Raw genomic sequence first — 18,855 nt, 5'->3', positions numbered from 1 at the left:
CTACTCCGCGGCTTCGACGAAGCGGTGGCGTTCGTAGAGGAACTTCAGAACCGCCTCGCGGCAGCGCAGGAAGGTCCGGTCGGAAGAGAGTTCGACGCGCCGGCGCGGCCGCGCCAGCGGCACGGCAAGCACTTCGCCGATGGTCGCCGCCGGACCGTTGGTCATCATGACGATGCGGTCGGAGAGCAGCACCGCCTCGTCGACGTCATGGGTGATCATGATCGTCGTCGAGCCGAGCCTGGAATGGATGTCCATCACCGCGTCCTGCAGATGGGCCCGCGTCAGCGCATCGAGCGCGCCGAACGGCTCGTCGAGCAGCAGGATCTTCGGCTCCATCGCCAGCGCCCGGGCGATACCGACGCGCTGCTTCATGCCCCCGGAGATTTCCGCCGGGCGTTTGTCCTTGGCATGCGCCATCTGCACGAGGTCGAGATTGCGCATGATCCAGTCATGCCGCTCAACTTTGCTCTTCGAACGTCCGAAGACCTTCGACACCGCCAGGTTGATGTTTTCGTAGACGGTCAGCCACGGCAGCAGCGAGTGGTTCTGGAACACCACGGCGCGTTCCGGTCCAGGGCTGTCAACCTCCTTGTCCTCGAGCAGCACGGCGCCGGCCGACACCTTGGTCAGCCCGGCGATCAGATTGAGCAGGGTCGACTTGCCGCAGCCGGAATGGCCGATGATGGAGACGAATTCGCCCTTGTCGATGGTCAGCCTGATGTCCTTCAACACCTCGCTGACCTGGGCACCACGCGTGAAGGATTTGTCGATATGGTCGAGCTTCAGATAGGCCGTCATCGCCCCTCTCCTCACTTTGCCGTTGTGCCGCGGGTGACGAAGGCGCCGACCGCCGCGACCAGCCGGTCGAGGCAGAAGCCGGTGACGCCGATATAGGCGAGCGCGACGATGATGTCGGGCAGCCGCGACGAGTTCCACGCATCCCAGATGAAGAAGCCGATGCCGACGCCGCCAGTCAGCATTTCAGCGGCGACGATGGCGAGCCAGGACAGGCCGATGCCGATCCTCAAGCCGGTGAAGATGTAAGGCGCGGCGGCCGGCACCATGATCTTGACGAAGAATTCGAACTGGTTGAGCCGCAGGATGCGCGAGACGTTGCGGTAGTCCTCGGGAATGTTGCGCACGCCGACCGCGGTGTTGATGATGATTGGCCAGATCGAGGTGATGAAGATGACGAAGATCGCCGACGGGCTGGAATCACGGAACGCCGCCAGCGACAGCGGCAGCCAGGCCAGCGGCGGCACCGTGCGCAGGATCTGGAACACCGGGTCGAGGCCGCGCATCGCCCAGATCGACTGGCCGACCAGCGCACCGAGCGCGACGCCGACGACCGCCGCCAGGCCGAAGCCGACGGCGACGCGCTGCAGCGAGATCAGCACGCGCCAGGCCAGACCTATATCCTGCGGGCCATTGTCGAAGAACGGATGCGCTATCAGGTCGTAAGCCTCGTTCCAAACCTGGGTCGGCGGCGGCAGGCTCGATGTCGGCGACGAACAGGCGATCTGCCAGACGACCAGCATCAGCGCGATGACGATGATGGGCGGCACCAGCGCGCTCGCCAGTTTGCCGGCGATGGCGAGCGGCTCGAAGCGGCGCCGTGCCTTGGCAGTGAAGGCGATGACCTCCGCCGGCTTGGCGGGAAAGGCCTTCACCTTGGTGTCCTCGATAGTCTGGATCGACATGTCTGGGGAAAACTCCTTGGGGCAGGTAGTGATCGCAAGCGGCGCATGCACCGCTTGCGATCAGGCTACGCCGATGCCTTGATCTTCAGGCTGTCGAGATAGGCGGACGGGTTGGCCGGATCGAAAATCTTGCCGTCGAAGAAGGTCTCGACGCCGCGCGACGACGACGCCGGAACGTCGGCTGCCGCGACGCCGAGATCCTTGGCCGCCTCGCGCCACAGATCCTCGCGGTTGACCTGGTCGACCAGCGCGTTGATGTCGGTGGTCGGTGCGAACTTGCCCCAGCGGATGTTCTCGGCAAGGAACCACGCATCATGGCTCTTGAACGGATAGGAGACGCCGCCCTTCCAGAACTTCATGGAGAGATCGGTGCCGTTGGCGACGCGGCCATTGCCATAGTTGATGTCGCCCTTGAGGCGGCCGATGATGTCGGCGACGGGCACGTTCATCCATTGCCGCTTGCCGATGATAGCGGCCATCTCGTCCTTGTTCTCGGTGGCCTCGCACCATTGCTGCGCTTCCATGACGGCCATCAGGATCGCCTTGGTGGCGTTCGGATATTTCTCGATGAATTCGGCGCGCAGGCCGAGCGCCTTTTCGGGATGGCCCTTCCACAATTCGCCTGTCGTGGCGGCGGTGAAGCCCACGCCCTGGTGGACGAGTTGCTCGTTCCACGGCTCGCCGACGCAGAACACGTCCATATTGCCGACCTTCATGTTGGCCACCATCTGCGGCGGCGGCACGACGATGGTCGAGACGTCCTTGTCGGGATCGATGCCGCCGGCGGCCAGCCAATAGCGCAGCCACAGATCATGCGTACCGCCCGGGAAGGTCATGGCGGCCTTGATTTCCTTGCCGGTCGCCTTCTTGGCAGCGAACGCGTCTTTCAGCTTCGAGGCGTCGAGGCCGACACCGGTGCCGGCATATTCCTGGGCGACCGAAATGCCCTGGCAGTCGTAGTTGAGCCGAGCCACGATCGCCATCGGCATCGGCTGGTTGTTCTGCGTCACCTTGCCGGTGTGCATGAGGTAAGGCAGCGGTGTCAGGATATGAGCGCCGTCGATGCCGTTGGCCGCGCCGCCGAGCATCAGATTGTCGCGTGTCGCACCCCAGGAGGCCTGCTTGAGCACCTCGACATCGGGCATGCCGAACTTGGCGAACAGCCCCTTCTCCTTGGCGATCATCAGCGGGGCCGCATCGGTGAGGGCAATGAAGCCGAGCTTGGCGCCGGTGACCTCCGGAGTGGCGGTCGCGGCATAGGCGCCGGAAGGGAAGAGCTTGCGGGCCGCCACGAACAGGCCGGCCGTCATCGCGCTGCTGACCAGAAAATCGCGGCGCGTCATGTCTTTGAGGGTCGTTCCAGTCCTGATCCGTTTCGTCATCGTCGTCTCCGGTTGGGCGCGGCTTGGGATCCGCGTCGTCGATTGCGTGTTGATCAAAACAAAAAAGCCGCCAGCCAGGTCTTCGCGTCCGGGTGACCGGGAGCGCGCTTTAACCTGAGCGGCAGCTTTGCCTGTGGCGCCCGCCATTGGACGCCTGTTCCGTGACCCGCGAAGGGCCTGTCTATTTCAAAGCAGGAACCGTGCCAGTTTTGAGAGAGGTGAAAAAGGCCAATGAAATCAGCAGCCCGCGCTGATCGCCGGCGCATCGAACCCTATGGCCGGAAGGCCAAAGATTGTTCATTAGGGCAATCGCGCGCACAATTTTTGTGCAATGCACAAGGATGGCGCGGAAATGATCAGGCCTGGATCTCGGCAGATTTCTGGCCGGTAATGTACGCATCGATCTCGTCAGGATCGAAGATCTGACCGTCGAAGAAACCGTCCGGACCGAGCACAAGGCCGGCGCCTGTCGCGCCGACCGCGGTGGCAATTTGGAGCGCACCCTCGACTTTCGAATTGGCGCCGGGAAGCGCGACGCCGAGCGGCTTCAGCGCCGAACGGTAGAGGTCGGGACGGTAGCAGTCGCGGGCGATGGCAAGGCTTTCAGGCGTGTGCGCCACGTGCCCCCAGCGCACCATCTGCGTGTAGAACCACAGCGCATGGCTCTTCCACGGAAAGTTCGCCGCCTTATCGAAGGGGAGGAAGAAGTCGTCGATGGTCCGCTCCGCACCGCCGCCCAGTTGGAGATGGCCGGTCAGGATCGGCATCTGCACGGTCGGCGGCAGGCCGAGGAAGCCGGCCTGCGCCATCACCCCGGCCAGTTCGCCATGGTTGGCCGGATCCTGGCACCAGCGCGCCGAGTGATGCAGCGCGCGCAGCAGCGCCGCCAAGGCCTCGGGGTTTTCGTCTGCCCAAGCCTTGCGCACGCCGATCACCTTCTCCGGGCTGTTGCGCCATATCCGCGCCTTGACGGTGACGATGTGGCCGGTGCCGGCGGCCACCGCAGCGCTGTTCCAGGGTTCGCCGACGCAGTAGCCGTCGATACGGCCGGCGGCCAGCGCATCGGCCATGAAGGGCGGCGGTACGATGACGATCTCAATCTCTTGGCTCGGATCGATGCCGCAGGCGGCGAGCCAATAGCGCAATTCGTAATTGTGCCCGGAATGCGGATGCACCACGGCAAAGCGCAGCGGATCGCCACCGGCCGCAGCGCGCTCGCGAATGAGCGCGCCAAGTGCGGCACCGGCGCGCGCCGGGTCTAGGTCGGCCTCGGCGCCGTGTGCCGCCATACCGGCCCAAACGGCATTGGAGATGGTGACGCAATTGCCGCCGAGGCCGAGCGAGAACGGCACGATGGTTTCCGAGGCCAGCGGCGTCAGCCCGAGATTGCAGGCGAGCGGCATCGGTCCCAGCATATGCGCGAGATGGAAGTGGCCGATGGCGATGCGGTCGCGGATGTTGGCCCAGGATGTCTCGCGGTGCAGCTTCAGATCGATGCCTTCTTGCGCGGCGAAGCCAAGCTCGCCGGCCGCGACCAGCACGGCGCTGTCGAAAAGCGGCATGAAGCCGGCGGTGATCTGGTGCTTGGCAGTCATGCTCATTCGTCCTCCGCCGGTCCCAGCAGCCCCGCGGCAGTCACCAGGCTTTGGGCGATGTCGCCGATCTTGCGGTTCTGGTTCATCGCCGTCTTGCGCAGCAGCGTGTAGGCGGCCTCTTCGGAGAGGCCGCGCGATTTCATCAGGATGCCCTTGGCGCGGTCGATCACCTTGCGGCTCTCGAGCTCGCCGCGAACCTCTTCCAGTTCGCGCGCCATGCGCGAAAAAGCGTTGAAGCGGCTGACCGCCATGTCGAGGATCGGCTTGACGCGCTCTTGCCGCAGACCGTCGACGACATAGGCCGAAACGCCGGCATCGACCGCCGCCTCGATCGAGGCCTGGTCGGAGCGGTCGACGAACATGGCGATCGGCCGTTTTACGGCACGCGACAGCTGGAACATGTTTTCCAGCATGTCGCGATTCGGGTTTTCGAGATCGATGACGATGACATCGGGCTCGATCTCGGCGATCCGCCGCGCAATGCCGGTCACATCATGGATGACAGTGACCCGCTCATGGCCGGCCTCGCGCAACCCCGCCTCGATGATCGCGGCGCGGATGCGGTTTTCATCGATCACCAGGACGGCGAGTGCGGTTCGAACCATGCCTGCATTGTGACCAAGCGAAGGAATTGTGCAATGCGGTATGGTTGAACAATCCGATATTCGCTGACCGCGCCGCAGGCGCCCTATTCCGCGGCCAACGCTGTGACCTCGCGCCGGAAGGGCAGTGCGTCGCCGATATCGGCTTCATCCAGCTCGCGCGCGAAGCGGTGGCCGGCATAGGTTGCCCAGGCGATCGGACCCGGCGCCTCGGCGTCGCCGATGATTTTGACCGAGCGGATGCCGCTATCGGCCCATTCGTCCCGCCGCGCCTTCAATTCCTGCCAGACACTATCGTCCTGGTGGCGTGACGTGACCAGCACCACGGCGTCCGCGGCGATGTCAAATTGGCTGCCCGTATAGGCGCACGCCGTGGCAACACCGCCCGGCACGATGCGCGTCACAGTCCGGTTCAGCACGATCTCGACGCCGCGTTCGGCCAGCCGGCGATGGATGGCGCCCTGCTCCAGCGTGTTGCGGGTCCAGTCGGACACATAGGCTGACGGCGTCACCAGCGTCACCTTCGCACCCTGGCGCGCCATCAGCTCGGCCAGAACGCCACCCATGTAGTAGTGGTCGTCGTCGAACAGCACGACACTGCCGGTCGGCACAGTGCCGGCCATCAGATCGTCCGGCGTGTAGACCGGCATGGCCGGGTCGATCGGCATCGGCACGACATGCGCGCGCGCCACGCCGTCTCGGCGCCATGTCGAGCCGGTGGCAAGCGCAATGTTCTGAAAGCCGAAGTCCAGTATCTCCTGCGCCGACAATCGGCTTTCGAAATAGACGTCGACATTGGACATCTGGCTGATCTGGTACTGGCGGTAGTCGCGCACGCGTCCCCATGCCGAGAGACCAGGCAAGCGGCACTCGCGCGCCACGCGGCCGCCAAGTTCGGTGCCGGCCTCGGCGATGGCCACCTGATAGCCGCGCAGGCCGAGCGCACGCGCCGCCTCCAGCCCGGCCGGGCCGGCGCCGACGATCAGCACGCTGTCGCTATCGCCCTTGGCCTGCATGCGTTCGGGATGCCAGCCCTTGCGCCATTCCTCCATGAAGGTCGGGTTCTGCGTGCAGCGCGAGATCGACATGGTCATGTCGCCGGTGATGCAGATGTTGCAGCCGATGCATTCGCGAATGTCCTCGATGCGCCCCTCCTCCACCTTCTTCGGCAGGAAGGGATCGGCAATCGATGGGCGCGCGCAGCCGATGAAATCCAGCGTGCCGGACTTGATCATCTTCACCATCACATCCGGCGAGGTGAAGCGACCGACGCCGACGACCGGCTTCGAGGTCAGTTTCTTGATGCCGGACACCAGGCTCTCCTGCGCGCCCTCCTCCTTGAACCGCGACGGCCCCGAACAATCCTCCCAAGCGCCATGCGCCAGGTCCCAGAGGTCGGGCAGATCGGCATGCATCTCGATCATGTCGCGCACTTCGGAATTGGCAAAGCCGAGCTCACCGATCATCTCGTCCAGCGACAGCCGCAGCGTCAGGCCGCACGTGTCGCCGATAGCGTCCCTGCCCTCTTCGATCAGCTCACGCATCAGCCGCGAGCGGTTCTCCAGCGAGCCGCCATATTCGTCGCTGCGCTGGTTGGTGGCCGTGGACAGGAAGTGCTGGATGATGCCGAAGCCATGCGCGCCGTAGAGGCACACCAAATCGAAGCCCGCGAGCCTCGCCCGTTTGAAAGCATTGCGATGCCAGCGGCGCAGGTCGCGAATATCCTGCTTGTCCATGGCGCGCGCCTGCACCGGATCGTTGGTGAAGGTGCGGATCGGCAGGGCCGACGGCCCGCGCGGCACTTCCTTGGTGTAGAGGTTCGGCCCGTTGATGCCTGAGTAGGCCAGTTGGATGCCGGCCAGCGCGCCATGCTGGTGCATGGCCTTGGCCATCTTCGCCAGCGCCGGAATATCGGCATCGTCCCACAGCCTGAGCTCGATGAAGGGCGTGATCTCCGATGTGTGGTGCATCTCGGTTTGCTCGGTGAAGATGACGCCCCAGCCGCCTTCCGACTTGATGCGGCGCATCTCGGCCGCGGCCGAAGGGTCGCGATAGCCGCCGCCATTGCAATGCGGCACCTGATAGAAGCGGTTCTTGGCGGTCACCGGACCGATCTTCACGGGCTCGAACAAAATATCATAGCGCGGATCGCGCATGGAACGTGCCTTCCTGCCAGCGTCGCCCTGCAGCACGCCCGATCATGGTTTCGAGGCGTGACGCAAGCCGGCCAGCCCAGTGGGTTGATGCCGTGAGACCATTCATAAGTTGCGGCAAGCGCCGGAAAACAACAGATTTCTTCTGTGCCGGTTAGGCCGCGCCTAATCGCACACATCCGGATTAGCATCCGCTAAATCCCGACTGAGCCAAATGCGACTTCAAGGCCCCGGCCACGCGATGCTAGAAGTACCGACGGCCAATGAGACACAAGACGCATGGACAGCATCCAGATCCTTGAAAAGCTGCTCGCATTCCCGACGGTGAGCCGCGACTCGAACCTCGCCCTCGTCGGCTACGTGGCGGACCTGCTGGACGCGCACGGCATTGCCAGCCGGGTCATCCACAGCGAGGACGGCCACAAGGCCAACCTCTTTGCCACCATCGGACCGACTGATGCTTCCGGCATCATGCTGTCCGGTCACACCGACGTCGTTCCCGTCGACGGCCAGGCCTGGACGCTGCCGCCCTTCGAGATGACGAACCGTGACGGCAAGCTTTACGGACGTGGCGCGGCCGACATGAAGGGTTTTGTGGCCTGCGCGCTCGCCGCGTGCCTCAAGGCCGCGAAAATGACGCTGAAGACGCCTCTGCACCTGGCACTCTCCTACGACGAGGAGATCGGCTGCATCGGTGTGCGCAGCCTGATCGACATGCTGCAAGCGGCCCCGCATCGGCCGCTGCTATGCATTGTCGGCGAGCCGACCGATATGCAGGTGGCGACGGGGCACAAGGGCAAGCTTGCCGCACGCGCGCTTTGCAAGGGGCGCGAAGGCCATTCGGCGCTGGCCCCGCTGGCGCTCAACGCCATCCATCTCGGCTGCGACTTCGTCGCCGCCTTGCGCCGCGAACAGGACCGGCTGATGCGCGATGGCGCCCGCGACGGCGACTACGACATATCATACACGACCGTCCATGTCGGCAAGATCAACGCAGGCGCGGCGCTGAACATCGTGCCGAACCTTTGCCAGGTCGACTTCGAGATCCGCAATGTCGCAGCCGACGACCCGCACGAGATTCTCGACCGCCTGCGCAAGGAGGCTGCTCATATTGCTTCCGAAGCCTCGACCATCGCGCCCGAGGCAGCAATCGACATCGACATCACCAACACCTATCCCGGCTTGGACACGCCAGCCAGTTCGCAAGCCGTCGCCTTCGTCAAATCGCTGACCGGCGCCAACAATACCATCAAGATGGCCTTCGGCACGGAAGGCGGCCTGTTCAGCCGCGATCTCGGCACGCCGACGGTCGTGTGCGGACCGGGGTCGATGGCGCAAGGGCACAAGCCGGACGAATTCGTCAGCGTCGAGCAGATGCGCCGCTGCGACGACATGCTGGAAAAATTGCTTAAGCGGCTTGCCGACCAGCAACTGGCGTAACCGGGCGCTACTTCTGCGGAAGCGCTGCCTGGCCGACGGCCCGCTCGGCGCCGAACACACCTTGCTCGACGACAAAATGCCGGCAGTGGTCGATGAACGCCTGGGCGGATTGCGTACGATGTTCGGAATTGGGCAAGGCGACGCCCATGGTCAGCGGCCGCAGGTCACCGTCCAACGGCACGAAGACCAGCGGCTTGCCGTCCGGCGCCAGCGTGTTGAGCGGCCGCATGTTGGCGATGCCGTAGCCGAAGCCGTTGGCCACCATGGAGCGCATGACCGCAATGTCGCCGGTGCGCTCGGCAATATTGGGCCGGATCCCTCGCTGGTGGAATGCCGACAGGAAATATTCGCGGCTGTACGGCAGGTCGAGCAGCACCATCGGCTCGTCGGCCAGTTCCTCCGTCGTGATCGACGCCTTGGTCGCGAAACGATGGCCCGCCGGCAGCATGACATAGGCCGGCACCAACATCAGCGGCTCGAAGGTCATATCCTGCGACAGTTCGAGATCGTAGGTCAGGGCAAGGTCGATTTCACCGCGCTGCAGCATCTCAAGCAATTGCCCCTGATTGCGCTCGAACTGGCGCACGTGCACATCGGGATAAGCGCGCTCGAACCGCATGCGCAGCGCCGGCAGCACGATCTGCGCAAAGGTCAGCAGGCATCCCACCGCCAGCGGGCCGCGCACCTTCTCGGCAAAATCGCCGGCGACGTCATGCAAGGCATCGGCATCGTTGAGCAGCCGGGCGGCTTCCTTGAGGAAGATGCGGCCACCGGCGGTGAGCGAGAGGCCGTGCGAATGCTTGCGGACAAAAAGCTGGACACCGAACTCGGTTTCCAACTGCGCGATCGAGGCCGAAATCGATGGCGGCGACACATTGACCTGCTCGGCCGCCTTGGCGATGGAGCCGGCTTCGCCCACGGCAACGAAATATTCCAGCTGTCTGAGCGTGAAGCGTAGCGGCATGGCTGGCTATGTTGCCGGTTTGAGGGCTTCGATCAAGCCTAATGCATGTCGCGCAAAAGTGGCCCCGGTTTTGCGCAAACGACATGCATGGAGCAAAGGCCTAAAGCGCATCACTTGAATCCGTTCGATCGCGATGCGCTTTAGGCGCCCATCAATATTTGATCCATGTCGTTTTGAGCGCGGTGTACTTGTCGAGCGCATGCAGCGACAGGTCGCGGCCGAAGCCGGATTGCTTGAAACCACCGAACGGCGTCATCGGGCTCAGAGCGTCGACCTTGTTGACGGAAACTGTGCCGGCCTGCAGCCGCCCGGCGATGCGGTGCGCGCGCGACAGGCTGTCGGTCCACAGCGATGCGGCGAGCCCGTAGGGGCTGTCATTAGCGATGCGGATCGCGTCGGCCTCGTCATCGAAGGCAATGACCGAAAGCACCGGCCCGAAGATCTCGTCGCGGGCAATCGGATCGGCAGGCGTGACATCGTCGAAAATGGTGGGCTGGACAAAGCTGCCGCGCCCATTGACCGTGACCATGTCGCCGCCCGCGACCAGGCGCGCGGTCTTTTTACCGGCCTCGACGAAGCGCATGACATTGGCGGCGTGGCGACTATCGACCATCGCGCCCATTTTCGAAATCGGATCGAGCGGATCGCCGGGCTGCGTGGCCGCCGCACGCTGCACCAGTTTCTCCACCAGGGCATCCTTGATGCCGCGCTGGACGAGCAGGCGTGAATTGGCGGAACAGACCTCGCCCTGGTTGAAGAAGATGCCGAAGGCCGCCATATCGGCCACCACATCGAGATCCCCGCAGTCGGCAAAGACGAGGTTGGGGCTCTTGCCGCCGGTCTCCAGCCAGACCTGCTTCATGTTCGACTGCCCGGAATATTGCAGGAACATCTTGCCCACCGCGGTCGAACCGGTGAAGGCGAGGCAATCCACATCCATATGGCGGCCAAGCGCCTGGCCGGCGGTTTCGCCAAGGCCGGGCACGACATTGAGCACGCCGGCAGGCAGGCCCGCCTCCATCGCCAGCTCCGCCAGGAGCAGGGCCGACAGAGGCGACTGCTCGGCGGGTTTCAGCACCACCGAATTGCCCGCCGCCAGCGCCGGCGCGCACTTCCAGGTCGCCATGTCGAGCGGGAAGTTCCACGGCACCACCGCGCCGACCACGCCAAGCGGCTCGCGCCGCACCAGCACCAGATCGCCTTCGCCGGTCGGCGCCACCTCGCCATAGATCTTGTCGATGGCCTCGCCATACCATTGGAAGATCGCCGCCGAACCGGGGACGTCGACCGAGGCCGCATCCCTGACCAGTTTGCCCATGTCCAGCGATTCAAGCAGGGCCAGTTCATGCAGGTTGTCGCGCAGCAGCTGCGCCAGCCGCAGCAACACCTCCTTGCGGTGCGCCGGGCTGGTGCGCGACCAGACGCCGGCGTTGAAGCTGCGCCTAGCGGCGGCAACCGCCAGATCGATGTCTTCCTCGCCGCAGGACGCCACTTCGGCCAGCACCTCGCCGGTTGCCGGATTGACGCTGGCAAAGGTCCGGCCCGAACGCGCCGCGACCGTCTTGCCGTCGATGAACGCCTTGTCACGAAAACGGATCGCGGACGCCTTGCCGATCCAGTCCTTGTGGCTGAGTTCACTCATCGCAGGTGACCCCTGTCTTGACTATTCGTCGCCCGGCACGCCGTAGCTCGGCGCATCGGATGGGTTGATCGCGCGGGTCACATAGGCATCGAGCTGTGGCTTGTAGAGTTGCCACAGCGCCGCCAGTTGCTCGATAGGACAATCGTCGGTCCAGTCGCAGCGCAGGTCGGCGACCGGCCACGCCACCTCACGCACCAGCTTCATGCCGGCGGAATGGACAGGGCCAGCCTCGCCGCCGGCTGTCAGCGCCGCGCGCATAGTCGCGATGAGGCGGTCGCCGAGATGCCCCTCCGACGCCAGGAAGGCCTCGACCATCGCTTGCGGCACGCCATCATGGGCCAGCATGTTGCCGCCGCAGGCGACATTGTCAGCTCGCGCCTCCGCCCAGATGCCAAGAGCTTTGGGACCCGAATGGATCGCGGTCGCTCCAGCGGCGTCGACAGCCAGCACCTGCCGGTATTCGGGATAGGCACCGGTGCGCTTCAATATGGCAATCGCCTCCGCCGCGGACGCGCCGCGCGCCAGCAATTCGAGACCGCGCAGTCCAAGCGTAGGATCGGTGACGTTCTGGCTGGCAATGGCCCCGGCGCCCGCCTGCGCATAGGCGCAGCGCGCCGCAACAGCAGGCGACGAGGAGGACACCGCGACCCCGAACATGCCGGTGCGGCCGCACCGCGCGACAATGGAAAAGGTCATCGCAATCAGTCCGGAATGACGGCGGTGCCGTCGATCTCGACCAGCCAGTCCGGCCGCGCCAGGGCCTGCACGACAAGGCCGGTCGAGACGGGATGCACGCCTCTGATATACTCGCCCATGGTACGGTAGACCGCCTCACGATGGCGCACATCGGTGATGTAGACCACCACCTTGACCAGGTGCTCCATGGTGCCGCCGCACTCCTCGATCAGCTGGCGGATGTTCTGCATGACCTTGTGCGTCTGCTCGACCGGATCATGGCTGTCGATGTTCTTGGCCGTGTCGAGGTCCTGCGGACACTGGCCGCGCAGATAGACGGTCCTGCCGCCCCGCGTAACGACCGCCTGGCACAGATCATTGTCGAGCTTCTGCTCGGGATAAGTGTCCTTGGTGTTGAACTTTCGAATTCTTGTATGCGCCATCTTGGTCTCCGTCGGATCAGGCTCGAGGTCGGGGCATCCCGTTTGAGGTGCCGTGTCTATGCCACCTTGGTCTGGCGCTTCGCGGACGCATGGTAGGCCAGGTATTTGCGCTGCGTGGAAATATGGTCGGCCACATGCTGCGCGTCGTGCCAGACGCCCCAGATGAAGCTCGACCCCCTGCGCGATTGCCAAGGCAGTCCGAGGAAATAGATGCCGGGCTCGGTCGACACACCGCGCTGGTGCTTCGGCTTGCCCCTTTCGTCGAACACATCGACCTTCAGCCAGTTGTAGTCGATGGTGAATCCCGTCGCCCAGATGATCGAACCTATCCCGGCTTCCGACAGGCTCAGCTCGAGAATGGGATCGGTCATGCATCGCGGGTCCGGGCCGATCTTGCGGGCCTCGGGCTCTGGGGGAAGGTCGAGGCCGTTGCGGGCGACATAGGCATCTGCCTCGTCCAGAACCGATATGTAATTCGCATCGCCGCGCGCGATATTCTTGGCCAGATCGGGTGCGAAGGTCATCACACCGTGCCTGTAGGATTCGGTCCGGCCAACCAGCGTCATCCCTTGCGCGGCAAGGCGCCGGAAGTCGATCGTCTGGCCGCCACGCGCGCCGCTGACCGCGATGGTGACATGTTCGGTGCCGGGCGCAGGCGCCTGCGCGTCCCACTTGCCCAAAACCCCCAGCCACCAGCAGAAGTCACGTTCGCGATAGGCCCGCGGCGGCCGATCGTGCGGCCCGACCGAGAGATAAACCCGCCGTCCCGCACGCTGGAGTTCGTCGGCGATCTGCACCCCCGAAGACCCGGAGCCGACCACCAGCACCGCGCCTGCGGGCAGTTGGCCGGGATTGCGATAGGCGCTGGAATGTATCTGTATAGGTCCGGCGTCCCCGGGAACGACGGCCGGGATGACCGGATGCTGGAAAGCGCCGGTGGCGGCAACCACGCTCCTGGCTTCGATCACGCCATCCGAGGTTTCGATCCGGAAGCCGGGACGGCCGACAAGCCTTTCCACTTTCCTGACCTCCACGCCGCAGCGGATGGGGGCAGCGATCATGTCGGCGTAAGCGACAAAATAGTCGGCGACCTTCTCCTTGCCGATAAAGGCATCCGGACCGGCATTGGGAAATTCCATGCCGGGAAAACGGTCATGCCAGGCGGGACCATTGGCGACCAGCGAGTCCCATCTTTCGCTACGCCAGCGTTCGGCGATGCGGTCCCGCTCTAGGACGAGATGGGGCACGCCGCACTTGCTCAGATGCTCGCTCATCGCCAGCCCCGCCTGGCCGCCGCCAACAACAAGCGTGTCTACTGTTTCGACTGGCATTCAGCGGCCCTTTCTGGCTCTCCCCGAGAGTTTCTGCGCATGCGGCGGGGTCTGATCGTTGGTTTACTGGAGGGACCGGGCAGCGAAAATTACGATTTCATGTGGCAGTGGTTAGCTTGTTCCTAAATGCTGAATTGGCCGCGCGCAGACGGTTACGCCAGTATTGCCATAGCCGCCTTTTCGCCAATCATCATGGATGGCGCATTGGTGTTGCCACCGATCAATGTCGGCATGACGGAGGCATCAGCGACGCGCAGATTGTCGAAACCGCGCACCTTGAGACCGGCGGGATCAACCACCGCCATGGCGTCGTTGCCCATCCTGGCCGTGCCAACCGGATGATAGACTGTGAGAGCCTCGGCACGCAGATAGGCGAGAATCTCGTCATCGGTGTTCACGTTGGGCCCAGGCAGGATTTCCGGTCCGCGGATGCCGCCGAAAACCGGCGAAGCCAGGATCGAACGCGCGACCTTTATGCCCTCGACGAGGGTCAGGGCATCCTGTTCGTCACTGAAGAAGCGATGGTCTATGAGCATATTGCGGCGAGTGCCGTCGCGTTGAAGTGTGATTTCGCCGACGCTCCCGGGTCTCAACACACAGGTGTGCACGGCATAGCCGTGGCCATATTCGACGAGCCGACCGCGATGGCTGCGATAGCCCGGCACGAAGTGGAACTGAATGTCGGGTATGCTCCCGGCATACTTCGTCCTGGCAAAGCCGCCGGCTTCGACATAGTTGGTCGTCAGCATGCCTTTGCGCCGGGCGAAATACTGGAACGGCGCCGCCAGCATCGCCGGAAGATTGGCAAGTGAAAGGCCGAGCGTCTTGCGGCTGTTCGATCGCACCGTGATCATGCCATCGACATGGTCGCGCAAGTTCTTACCGACGCCTGGCAGGTTCGCGACCGGTTCAATCCCCGCTGCTTTCAGCTCCCCGGCCGGGCCGACGCCGGAAGCAAGCAGAATGCGCGGCGATCCGATCGCACCCGCGCTGAGGACGACCTCCGCTCGGCACCCCAACCGTTGGGTTGCGCCTGCCCTGATCACGTTGACGCCGGTGACGCGCTCGCGTTCAATCGCCAGATCAAGAACCTCGACGCCTGACAATATCCGCAGATTCGATCGGCCGAGAACCGGCCGGACAAAGGCGCTGTAGGCCGAGAAGCGCTCGCCTCTGTTCTGGGTGACGTTGTAGATGCCGAGGCCGAGTTGGCCACCGGCATTGAAGTCGCGGTTCTCGGGCAGGCCTACGCCTCTGCCCGCCTCAACCCACAGGCTGGATACCACGTTGGGATCGCGCGGATTGTCGACCAGCAATTCGCCGTCGAATCCGTGATAGGCGGGGCTCTGCAACAGGCAGTTCCGCTCCAATTTCTTGAAGACCGGCAGGACATCGGCATAGGACCACCCGGCACAGCCAAGCGCTGCCCATTCATCGTAGTCCTGCGCGGCGCCACGAATATAGACCATCGAGTTGATCGAACTCGACCCGCCAAGAACCTTGCCCCGGTTGACCGGTATGCGGCGGTTGTTGAGCAGCGGCTGCGGCACGCCCTTGTAGCCGTAGTCGAAGTTCGGATTGCCGTAGAGCGAGAGAATGCCGGCCGGCACGCGCACCCTGGTGCGGTCGTCGCTGCCGCCCGCCTCGATCAGGCAGACACGAACTGCCGGGTCTGCGCTCAGCCTGTTTGCCAAGACACAGCCGGCCGAGCCCGCGCCAATGACGATATAGTCAAATTCCGCCGCCTCGATGCTCATGCCTTGCCCGTTTCGTCATCCACACCGAAGACTGCCGATGTCTGTTTCATGCATGTCGTCTGCCCAAAACCGAGGTCACTTTTGAGCGACATGCATTAGTGCTCGTCGTCTTCGTCATTCTTCAGGAGCTCGAGGATCTCCCGCTTCATGGCGATGAAGTTCGGCTCCATGACCAGATCCATGCTGCGTGGACGCGGGAGGCCTACGCGGATTTCCTTCTTGATCTGACCGGGCCGGCCGGACATGACGAGCACCCTGTCCGCCAGCAGGATCGCTTCGTCGATGTCATGGGTAACGAATAGGACCGTCTTCTTGGAATGATCCCAGATCCTCAGCAAAAGCTTCTGCATGCTGTGACGGGTTTGGCTGTCGAGCGCTCCAAAAGGCTCATCCATCAGCAGCACGTCCGGATCATTGGCGAGCGCGCGCGCAATCGCAACGCGCTGCTTCATGCCGCCCGACAGCTGAGACGGGTAATGGTTGGCGAACTTTGCCAGACCGACCTCGTGGAGAAAATGCTCGACAATGACCCTGCGCTCGGCCGGCGCAATGCCCTTCCGCTTCGGGCCATATTCGACGTTCTGCGCCACCGTAAGCCAGGGAAACAGCGTATATGCCTGAAACACCATGCCGCGATCCGGGCCCGGCTCGGTAACAGGCTTGCCGCCGACTACGATCATGCCGCCGGTGCGCTCCTCAAGACCGGCGACGAGATAAAGCAGGCTCGACTTGCCGCAGCCGGATGGGCCGACGATCACACAGAATTCGTTGGGCACGACGTGAAAAGAAATGCCATCCAGCGCCAGCACCGCATTGTCACCCTTGCCGTAGCGCAGGACCACATTGTCGATGCCTATGTCGGAACTCTTTGGTTTCGTCGTAAGATTCAGGGCGTCCATGTGTGCGTGTTCCTCAATTGGCCCAGGGAGCGACGAGGCGGCGGATGCCCCGGAACAATTGGTCGGTGCAAAGACCAAGGATGCCGATCATGGCGATGGCCATGAAGATCACGTCGACCTGAAAGCCGCGCATGGCTTTGAGCGAGATGTAGCCAAGTCCGCTGCGGGCGGCGACGAGTTCGGCCACGACGAGATAGGTCCAGGCCCAGCCCATGGTGACGCGCAGCACATCCAGCACGCTCGGAAGCGTGGCCGGAAAGACGATGTGGAAGACCGTGTCGCCTCGTTTCGTGCCGAGCGTATAGGCTGCGTTGACAAGGTCGCGCTGGACGCTGCGAGCGCTGTCGGCGATCATGACGAGCTGCTGGAAGAAGACGCCGAAGACGATGACGGCAACGCGCTGCTCGATGCCGATGCCGATCCACAGGATGAAAAGCGGCACGAAGGACGTCACCGGCAGATAGCGTATGAAATTGACCAACGGTTCGAGAACGGCCTGGGCGATGCGATAGGTGCCCATCGTCAATCCAAGCGGCACCGCAACGATGCTCGAAAGGACGAAGCCGATCAACACCACCTGGACGCTGGCGAAAACATGCTCCCACAACGACCCGTCAAGCGCCATGCTGATGGTGGTGGACAACACGGATTCGGGGCGAGGCAGGAACATTTCCTTGACCGCTCCGGAATAGGTCAGCGCGAACCAGCCGCCGATGACGGCGATCCAGACCATGAAGCCGAGCGTAATGGAGAGAGAGCGCGGCACAGCCCGAAACGGTGTGGCGATGACTTTCAGGACGGATCGACCGGCCTGACCTTCTTCAACTCTCGCGGTCACGCCATTGCTGACCAGAGAGCTCGTGTTCGGTGCTAGTGTCACGGGATACCCTTTTGGGCCGCTTGGACCGGAGGCGCGAGGTCCGCCTCCGGTTCAGCCAAATCACTTTGCAAGGTCAAATTACTTCGCAGGCCAAGCTACTTTCCAAGGCCAAGCTACTTCCAAGGCCAAGCTACTTTCCAAGGCCAAGCTACTTCCCAAGGAAGGATGTATCGACGAGGTCGTCATACTTGACGTCCATTTTGAGCTTGCCGAAGCCGCCCCAGATATCGCCGCCCAGCTTGATCAGCTTGCCGGCTTCGCCAGTCTCGCCACCGGCGAAGAATTCGGCATTGCGCTGCTTACCGTAGAAGTTCACGCCAGCGGCCGAGGAAGCGAAGTCCTTCGGATCCTTCAGCCAGCCGCCGACGCCTTTGGCCATCACCTCATACGCCTTCTCAGGATTCTCCTTGATGAACTCGTTGGCCTTGTAGAGGCCCTTCACCAGCGCCTCGACATCTCCGGGGTTCTTCGTGATGTAGTCGCAGTTGAGCGCCACCACATCGACGATCAAGCCGGGTGTCTTGGAGGAGTCGATCAGCACCTGTCCCTTGTTTTCCTTTTTGGCCAGCGTCAGATGCGGTTCCCAGGTGACGGCAACGGGAATGCGGTCGGCCATGAAGGCGGCGGCGGCATCGTCTGCCGTCATGTTGGTGATCTTCACATCGGCCTGGGTGAGACCGGCCTGCTTGAGCAGGATATTGAACCAGAACTGCGACACTGAACCCTCGTTCAGCGCTACGTCCATGCCTTTGAGGTCGGCGATGCTCTTGACTCCGCTGGGCGCGAGCACGCCATCGCCGCCATGGCTGTCATCCAGCGCATAGACCGACTTGAAGCAAACATCCTTCGAACGATACTTCATGATCTCGTCGACGGTCGAGGCGCTGCCGTCGAGCTCGCCGGCGGCAACAGCCGCCATATACAGCGATGCTTCCTCGATGATCTCAAGCGAGACATCGAGCCCACCTTCCTTGAAGTAGCCCATGTCACGGGCAAGGAAGAGCGGTCCGTACCCCACCCAGGTCGTCATGCCCAGTTTCAAGCTGCCAGCTTCGGCGTGGAGGCTCACCGATATGGCGCTGAGCGCAATGCCGGCCACCAGCGCGGCCCGGCGAAACTTCGAGATTATTGTCGTCATCACGTTCCCCTGTTTTTCTGAAGTCGGGCGTTATCCCGGCCCGAACGAAACCCGCTCCGGAGGCATCGCCGAAGCCTGTCGCCTGACATTCTTTTCTTGTTTTCTTTCAGCCGATGGCGGAGCAAAGCACGTTGGGTGCGCTGCACAAATTATGATTTTCAGTAGTTCGGCTTAGGCTGGACCTAACCAGACTGCGTTGCGTCTGCGCCATCGCGATTTCGCCATCAGCAAGCTGCACCATTTCTTCCTTCCTC

16 protein-coding genes are annotated in these 18,855 nt (G+C 63.3%); 1 reads left to right on the top strand and 15 read right to left on the bottom strand.

The genetic code is table 11. The annotated features are described in order from the left end of the window. The 6 genes from AC0NIL_RS13705 to AC0NIL_RS13680 all read right to left on the bottom strand — a co-directional run bounded on the left by AC0NIL_RS13705 (position 1) and on the right by AC0NIL_RS13680 (position 7,435). Positions 1 to 798, bottom strand: coding sequence for an ABC transporter ATP-binding protein (locus AC0NIL_RS13705; protein ID WP_013530459.1), 798 nt, complete (start codon positions 796 to 798; stop codon positions 1 to 3). Positions 799 to 809: 11 nt separating this feature from the next. After that, on the bottom strand, positions 810 to 1,700 hold the full coding sequence (gene ntrB / locus AC0NIL_RS13700; protein ID WP_013530458.1) for a nitrate ABC transporter permease: 891 nt from the start codon (positions 1,698 to 1,700) through the stop codon (positions 810 to 812). A 65-nt stretch (positions 1,701 to 1,765) separates the two neighbouring features. Then, positions 1,766 to 3,082 (bottom strand): CmpA/NrtA family ABC transporter substrate-binding protein, encoded by a 1,317-nt coding sequence (locus tag AC0NIL_RS13695; protein ID WP_013530457.1) that lies wholly within the window; start codon positions 3,080 to 3,082, stop codon positions 1,766 to 1,768. Between the two features lie 356 nt (positions 3,083 to 3,438). Then, positions 3,439 to 4,677 (bottom strand): CmpA/NrtA family ABC transporter substrate-binding protein, encoded by a 1,239-nt coding sequence (locus tag AC0NIL_RS13690; RefSeq protein WP_275953153.1) that lies wholly within the window; start codon positions 4,675 to 4,677, stop codon positions 3,439 to 3,441. Positions 4,678 to 4,679: 2 nt separating this feature from the next. Further along, the gene (locus AC0NIL_RS13685; protein WP_013530455.1) at positions 4,680 to 5,282 is read right to left on the bottom strand and encodes an ANTAR domain-containing response regulator; all 603 of its coding nucleotides are present in this window, start codon (positions 5,280 to 5,282) and stop codon (positions 4,680 to 4,682) included. 83 nt (positions 5,283 to 5,365) lie between these two features. Beyond that, positions 5,366 to 7,435 (bottom strand): oxidoreductase, encoded by a 2,070-nt coding sequence (locus tag AC0NIL_RS13680; RefSeq protein ID WP_024503968.1) that lies wholly within the window; start codon positions 7,433 to 7,435, stop codon positions 5,366 to 5,368. A 276-nt stretch (positions 7,436 to 7,711) separates the two neighbouring features. Between AC0NIL_RS13680 and argE the strand changes: the two genes are divergently transcribed. Further along, on the top strand, positions 7,712 to 8,872 hold the full coding sequence (gene argE / locus AC0NIL_RS13675) for an acetylornithine deacetylase (RefSeq protein WP_275952518.1): 1,161 nt from the start codon (positions 7,712 to 7,714) through the stop codon (positions 8,870 to 8,872). Positions 8,873 to 8,879: 7 nt separating this feature from the next. On the opposite strand, the gene AC0NIL_RS13670 is transcribed toward argE, so the two are convergent. The 9 genes from AC0NIL_RS13670 to AC0NIL_RS13630 all read right to left on the bottom strand — a co-directional run bounded on the left by AC0NIL_RS13670 (position 8,880) and on the right by AC0NIL_RS13630 (position 18,601). Further along, positions 8,880 to 9,836, bottom strand: a complete 957-nt coding sequence (locus AC0NIL_RS13670) for a LysR family transcriptional regulator (protein WP_275952517.1) — start codon at positions 9,834 to 9,836, stop codon at positions 8,880 to 8,882. Between the two features lie 151 nt (positions 9,837 to 9,987). Next, complete coding sequence (locus tag AC0NIL_RS13665) at positions 9,988 to 11,478, bottom strand: aldehyde dehydrogenase (protein WP_024503970.1); 1,491 nt, start codon at positions 11,476 to 11,478, stop codon at positions 9,988 to 9,990. A 21-nt stretch (positions 11,479 to 11,499) separates the two neighbouring features. Next, entirely contained in the window at positions 11,500 to 12,174 is a 675-nt protein-coding gene (locus AC0NIL_RS13660; protein WP_013530450.1) for a DUF1028 domain-containing protein, read from the bottom strand. A 5-nt stretch (positions 12,175 to 12,179) separates the two neighbouring features. Next, the gene (locus AC0NIL_RS13655; protein WP_013530449.1) at positions 12,180 to 12,596 is read right to left on the bottom strand and encodes a RidA family protein; all 417 of its coding nucleotides are present in this window, start codon (positions 12,594 to 12,596) and stop codon (positions 12,180 to 12,182) included. Between the two features lie 56 nt (positions 12,597 to 12,652). After that, positions 12,653 to 13,927, bottom strand: a complete 1,275-nt coding sequence (locus AC0NIL_RS13650; RefSeq protein ID WP_473572240.1) for a flavin-containing monooxygenase — start codon at positions 13,925 to 13,927, stop codon at positions 12,653 to 12,655. Between the two features lie 152 nt (positions 13,928 to 14,079). Continuing rightward, complete coding sequence (locus AC0NIL_RS13645) at positions 14,080 to 15,684, bottom strand: GMC family oxidoreductase (RefSeq protein ID WP_473572242.1); 1,605 nt, start codon at positions 15,682 to 15,684, stop codon at positions 14,080 to 14,082. 95 nt (positions 15,685 to 15,779) lie between these two features. Continuing rightward, entirely contained in the window at positions 15,780 to 16,583 is an 804-nt protein-coding gene (locus AC0NIL_RS13640; RefSeq protein WP_013530446.1) for an ABC transporter ATP-binding protein, read from the bottom strand. Between the two features lie 13 nt (positions 16,584 to 16,596). Then, complete coding sequence (locus tag AC0NIL_RS13635) at positions 16,597 to 17,463, bottom strand: ABC transporter permease (protein WP_473572243.1); 867 nt, start codon at positions 17,461 to 17,463, stop codon at positions 16,597 to 16,599. Positions 17,464 to 17,611: 148 nt separating this feature from the next. Then, entirely contained in the window at positions 17,612 to 18,601 is a 990-nt protein-coding gene (locus AC0NIL_RS13630; RefSeq protein WP_013530444.1) for an ABC transporter substrate-binding protein, read from the bottom strand. Positions 18,602 to 18,855: the final 254 nt, after the last annotated feature.

Source organism: Mesorhizobium sp. WSM1343 (assembly GCF_055901535.1).
Note: the sequence above shows the minus strand (reverse complement) of the source record. Positions and strands in the feature narration are given on the sequence as shown.

What these genes read in the sequence shown, in the direction of transcription:
- AC0NIL_RS13705 (WP_013530459.1), bottom strand. Translation starts at nt 798, where the DNA reads ATGACGGCCTATCTGAAGCTCGACCATATCGACAAATCCTTCACGCGT.
- ntrB (WP_013530458.1), bottom strand. Translation starts at nt 1,700, where the DNA reads ATGTCGATCCAGACTATCGAGGACACCAAGGTGAAGGCCTTTCCCGCC.
- AC0NIL_RS13695 (WP_013530457.1), bottom strand. Translation starts at nt 3,082, where the DNA reads ATGACGAAACGGATCAGGACTGGAACGACCCTCAAAGACATGACGCGC.
- AC0NIL_RS13690 (WP_275953153.1), bottom strand. Translation starts at nt 4,677, where the DNA reads ATGACTGCCAAGCACCAGATCACCGCCGGCTTCATGCCGCTTTTCGAC.
- AC0NIL_RS13685 (WP_013530455.1), bottom strand. Translation starts at nt 5,282, where the DNA reads ATGGTTCGAACCGCACTCGCCGTCCTGGTGATCGATGAAAACCGCATC.
- AC0NIL_RS13680 (WP_024503968.1), bottom strand. Translation starts at nt 7,435, where the DNA reads ATGCGCGATCCGCGCTATGATATTTTGTTCGAGCCCGTGAAGATCGGT.
- argE (WP_275952518.1), top strand. Translation starts at nt 7,712, where the DNA reads ATGGACAGCATCCAGATCCTTGAAAAGCTGCTCGCATTCCCGACGGTG.
- AC0NIL_RS13670 (WP_275952517.1), bottom strand. Translation starts at nt 9,836, where the DNA reads ATGCCGCTACGCTTCACGCTCAGACAGCTGGAATATTTCGTTGCCGTG.
- AC0NIL_RS13665 (WP_024503970.1), bottom strand. Translation starts at nt 11,478, where the DNA reads ATGAGTGAACTCAGCCACAAGGACTGGATCGGCAAGGCGTCCGCGATC.
- AC0NIL_RS13660 (WP_013530450.1), bottom strand. Translation starts at nt 12,174, where the DNA reads ATGACCTTTTCCATTGTCGCGCGGTGCGGCCGCACCGGCATGTTCGGG.
- AC0NIL_RS13655 (WP_013530449.1), bottom strand. Translation starts at nt 12,596, where the DNA reads ATGGCGCATACAAGAATTCGAAAGTTCAACACCAAGGACACTTATCCC.
- AC0NIL_RS13650 (WP_473572240.1), bottom strand. Translation starts at nt 13,927, where the DNA reads ATGCCAGTCGAAACAGTAGACACGCTTGTTGTTGGCGGCGGCCAGGCG.
- AC0NIL_RS13645 (WP_473572242.1), bottom strand. Translation starts at nt 15,684, where the DNA reads ATGAGCATCGAGGCGGCGGAATTTGACTATATCGTCATTGGCGCGGGC.
- AC0NIL_RS13640 (WP_013530446.1), bottom strand. Translation starts at nt 16,583, where the DNA reads ATGGACGCCCTGAATCTTACGACGAAACCAAAGAGTTCCGACATAGGC.
- AC0NIL_RS13630 (WP_013530444.1), bottom strand. Translation starts at nt 18,601, where the DNA reads ATGACGACAATAATCTCGAAGTTTCGCCGGGCCGCGCTGGTGGCCGGC.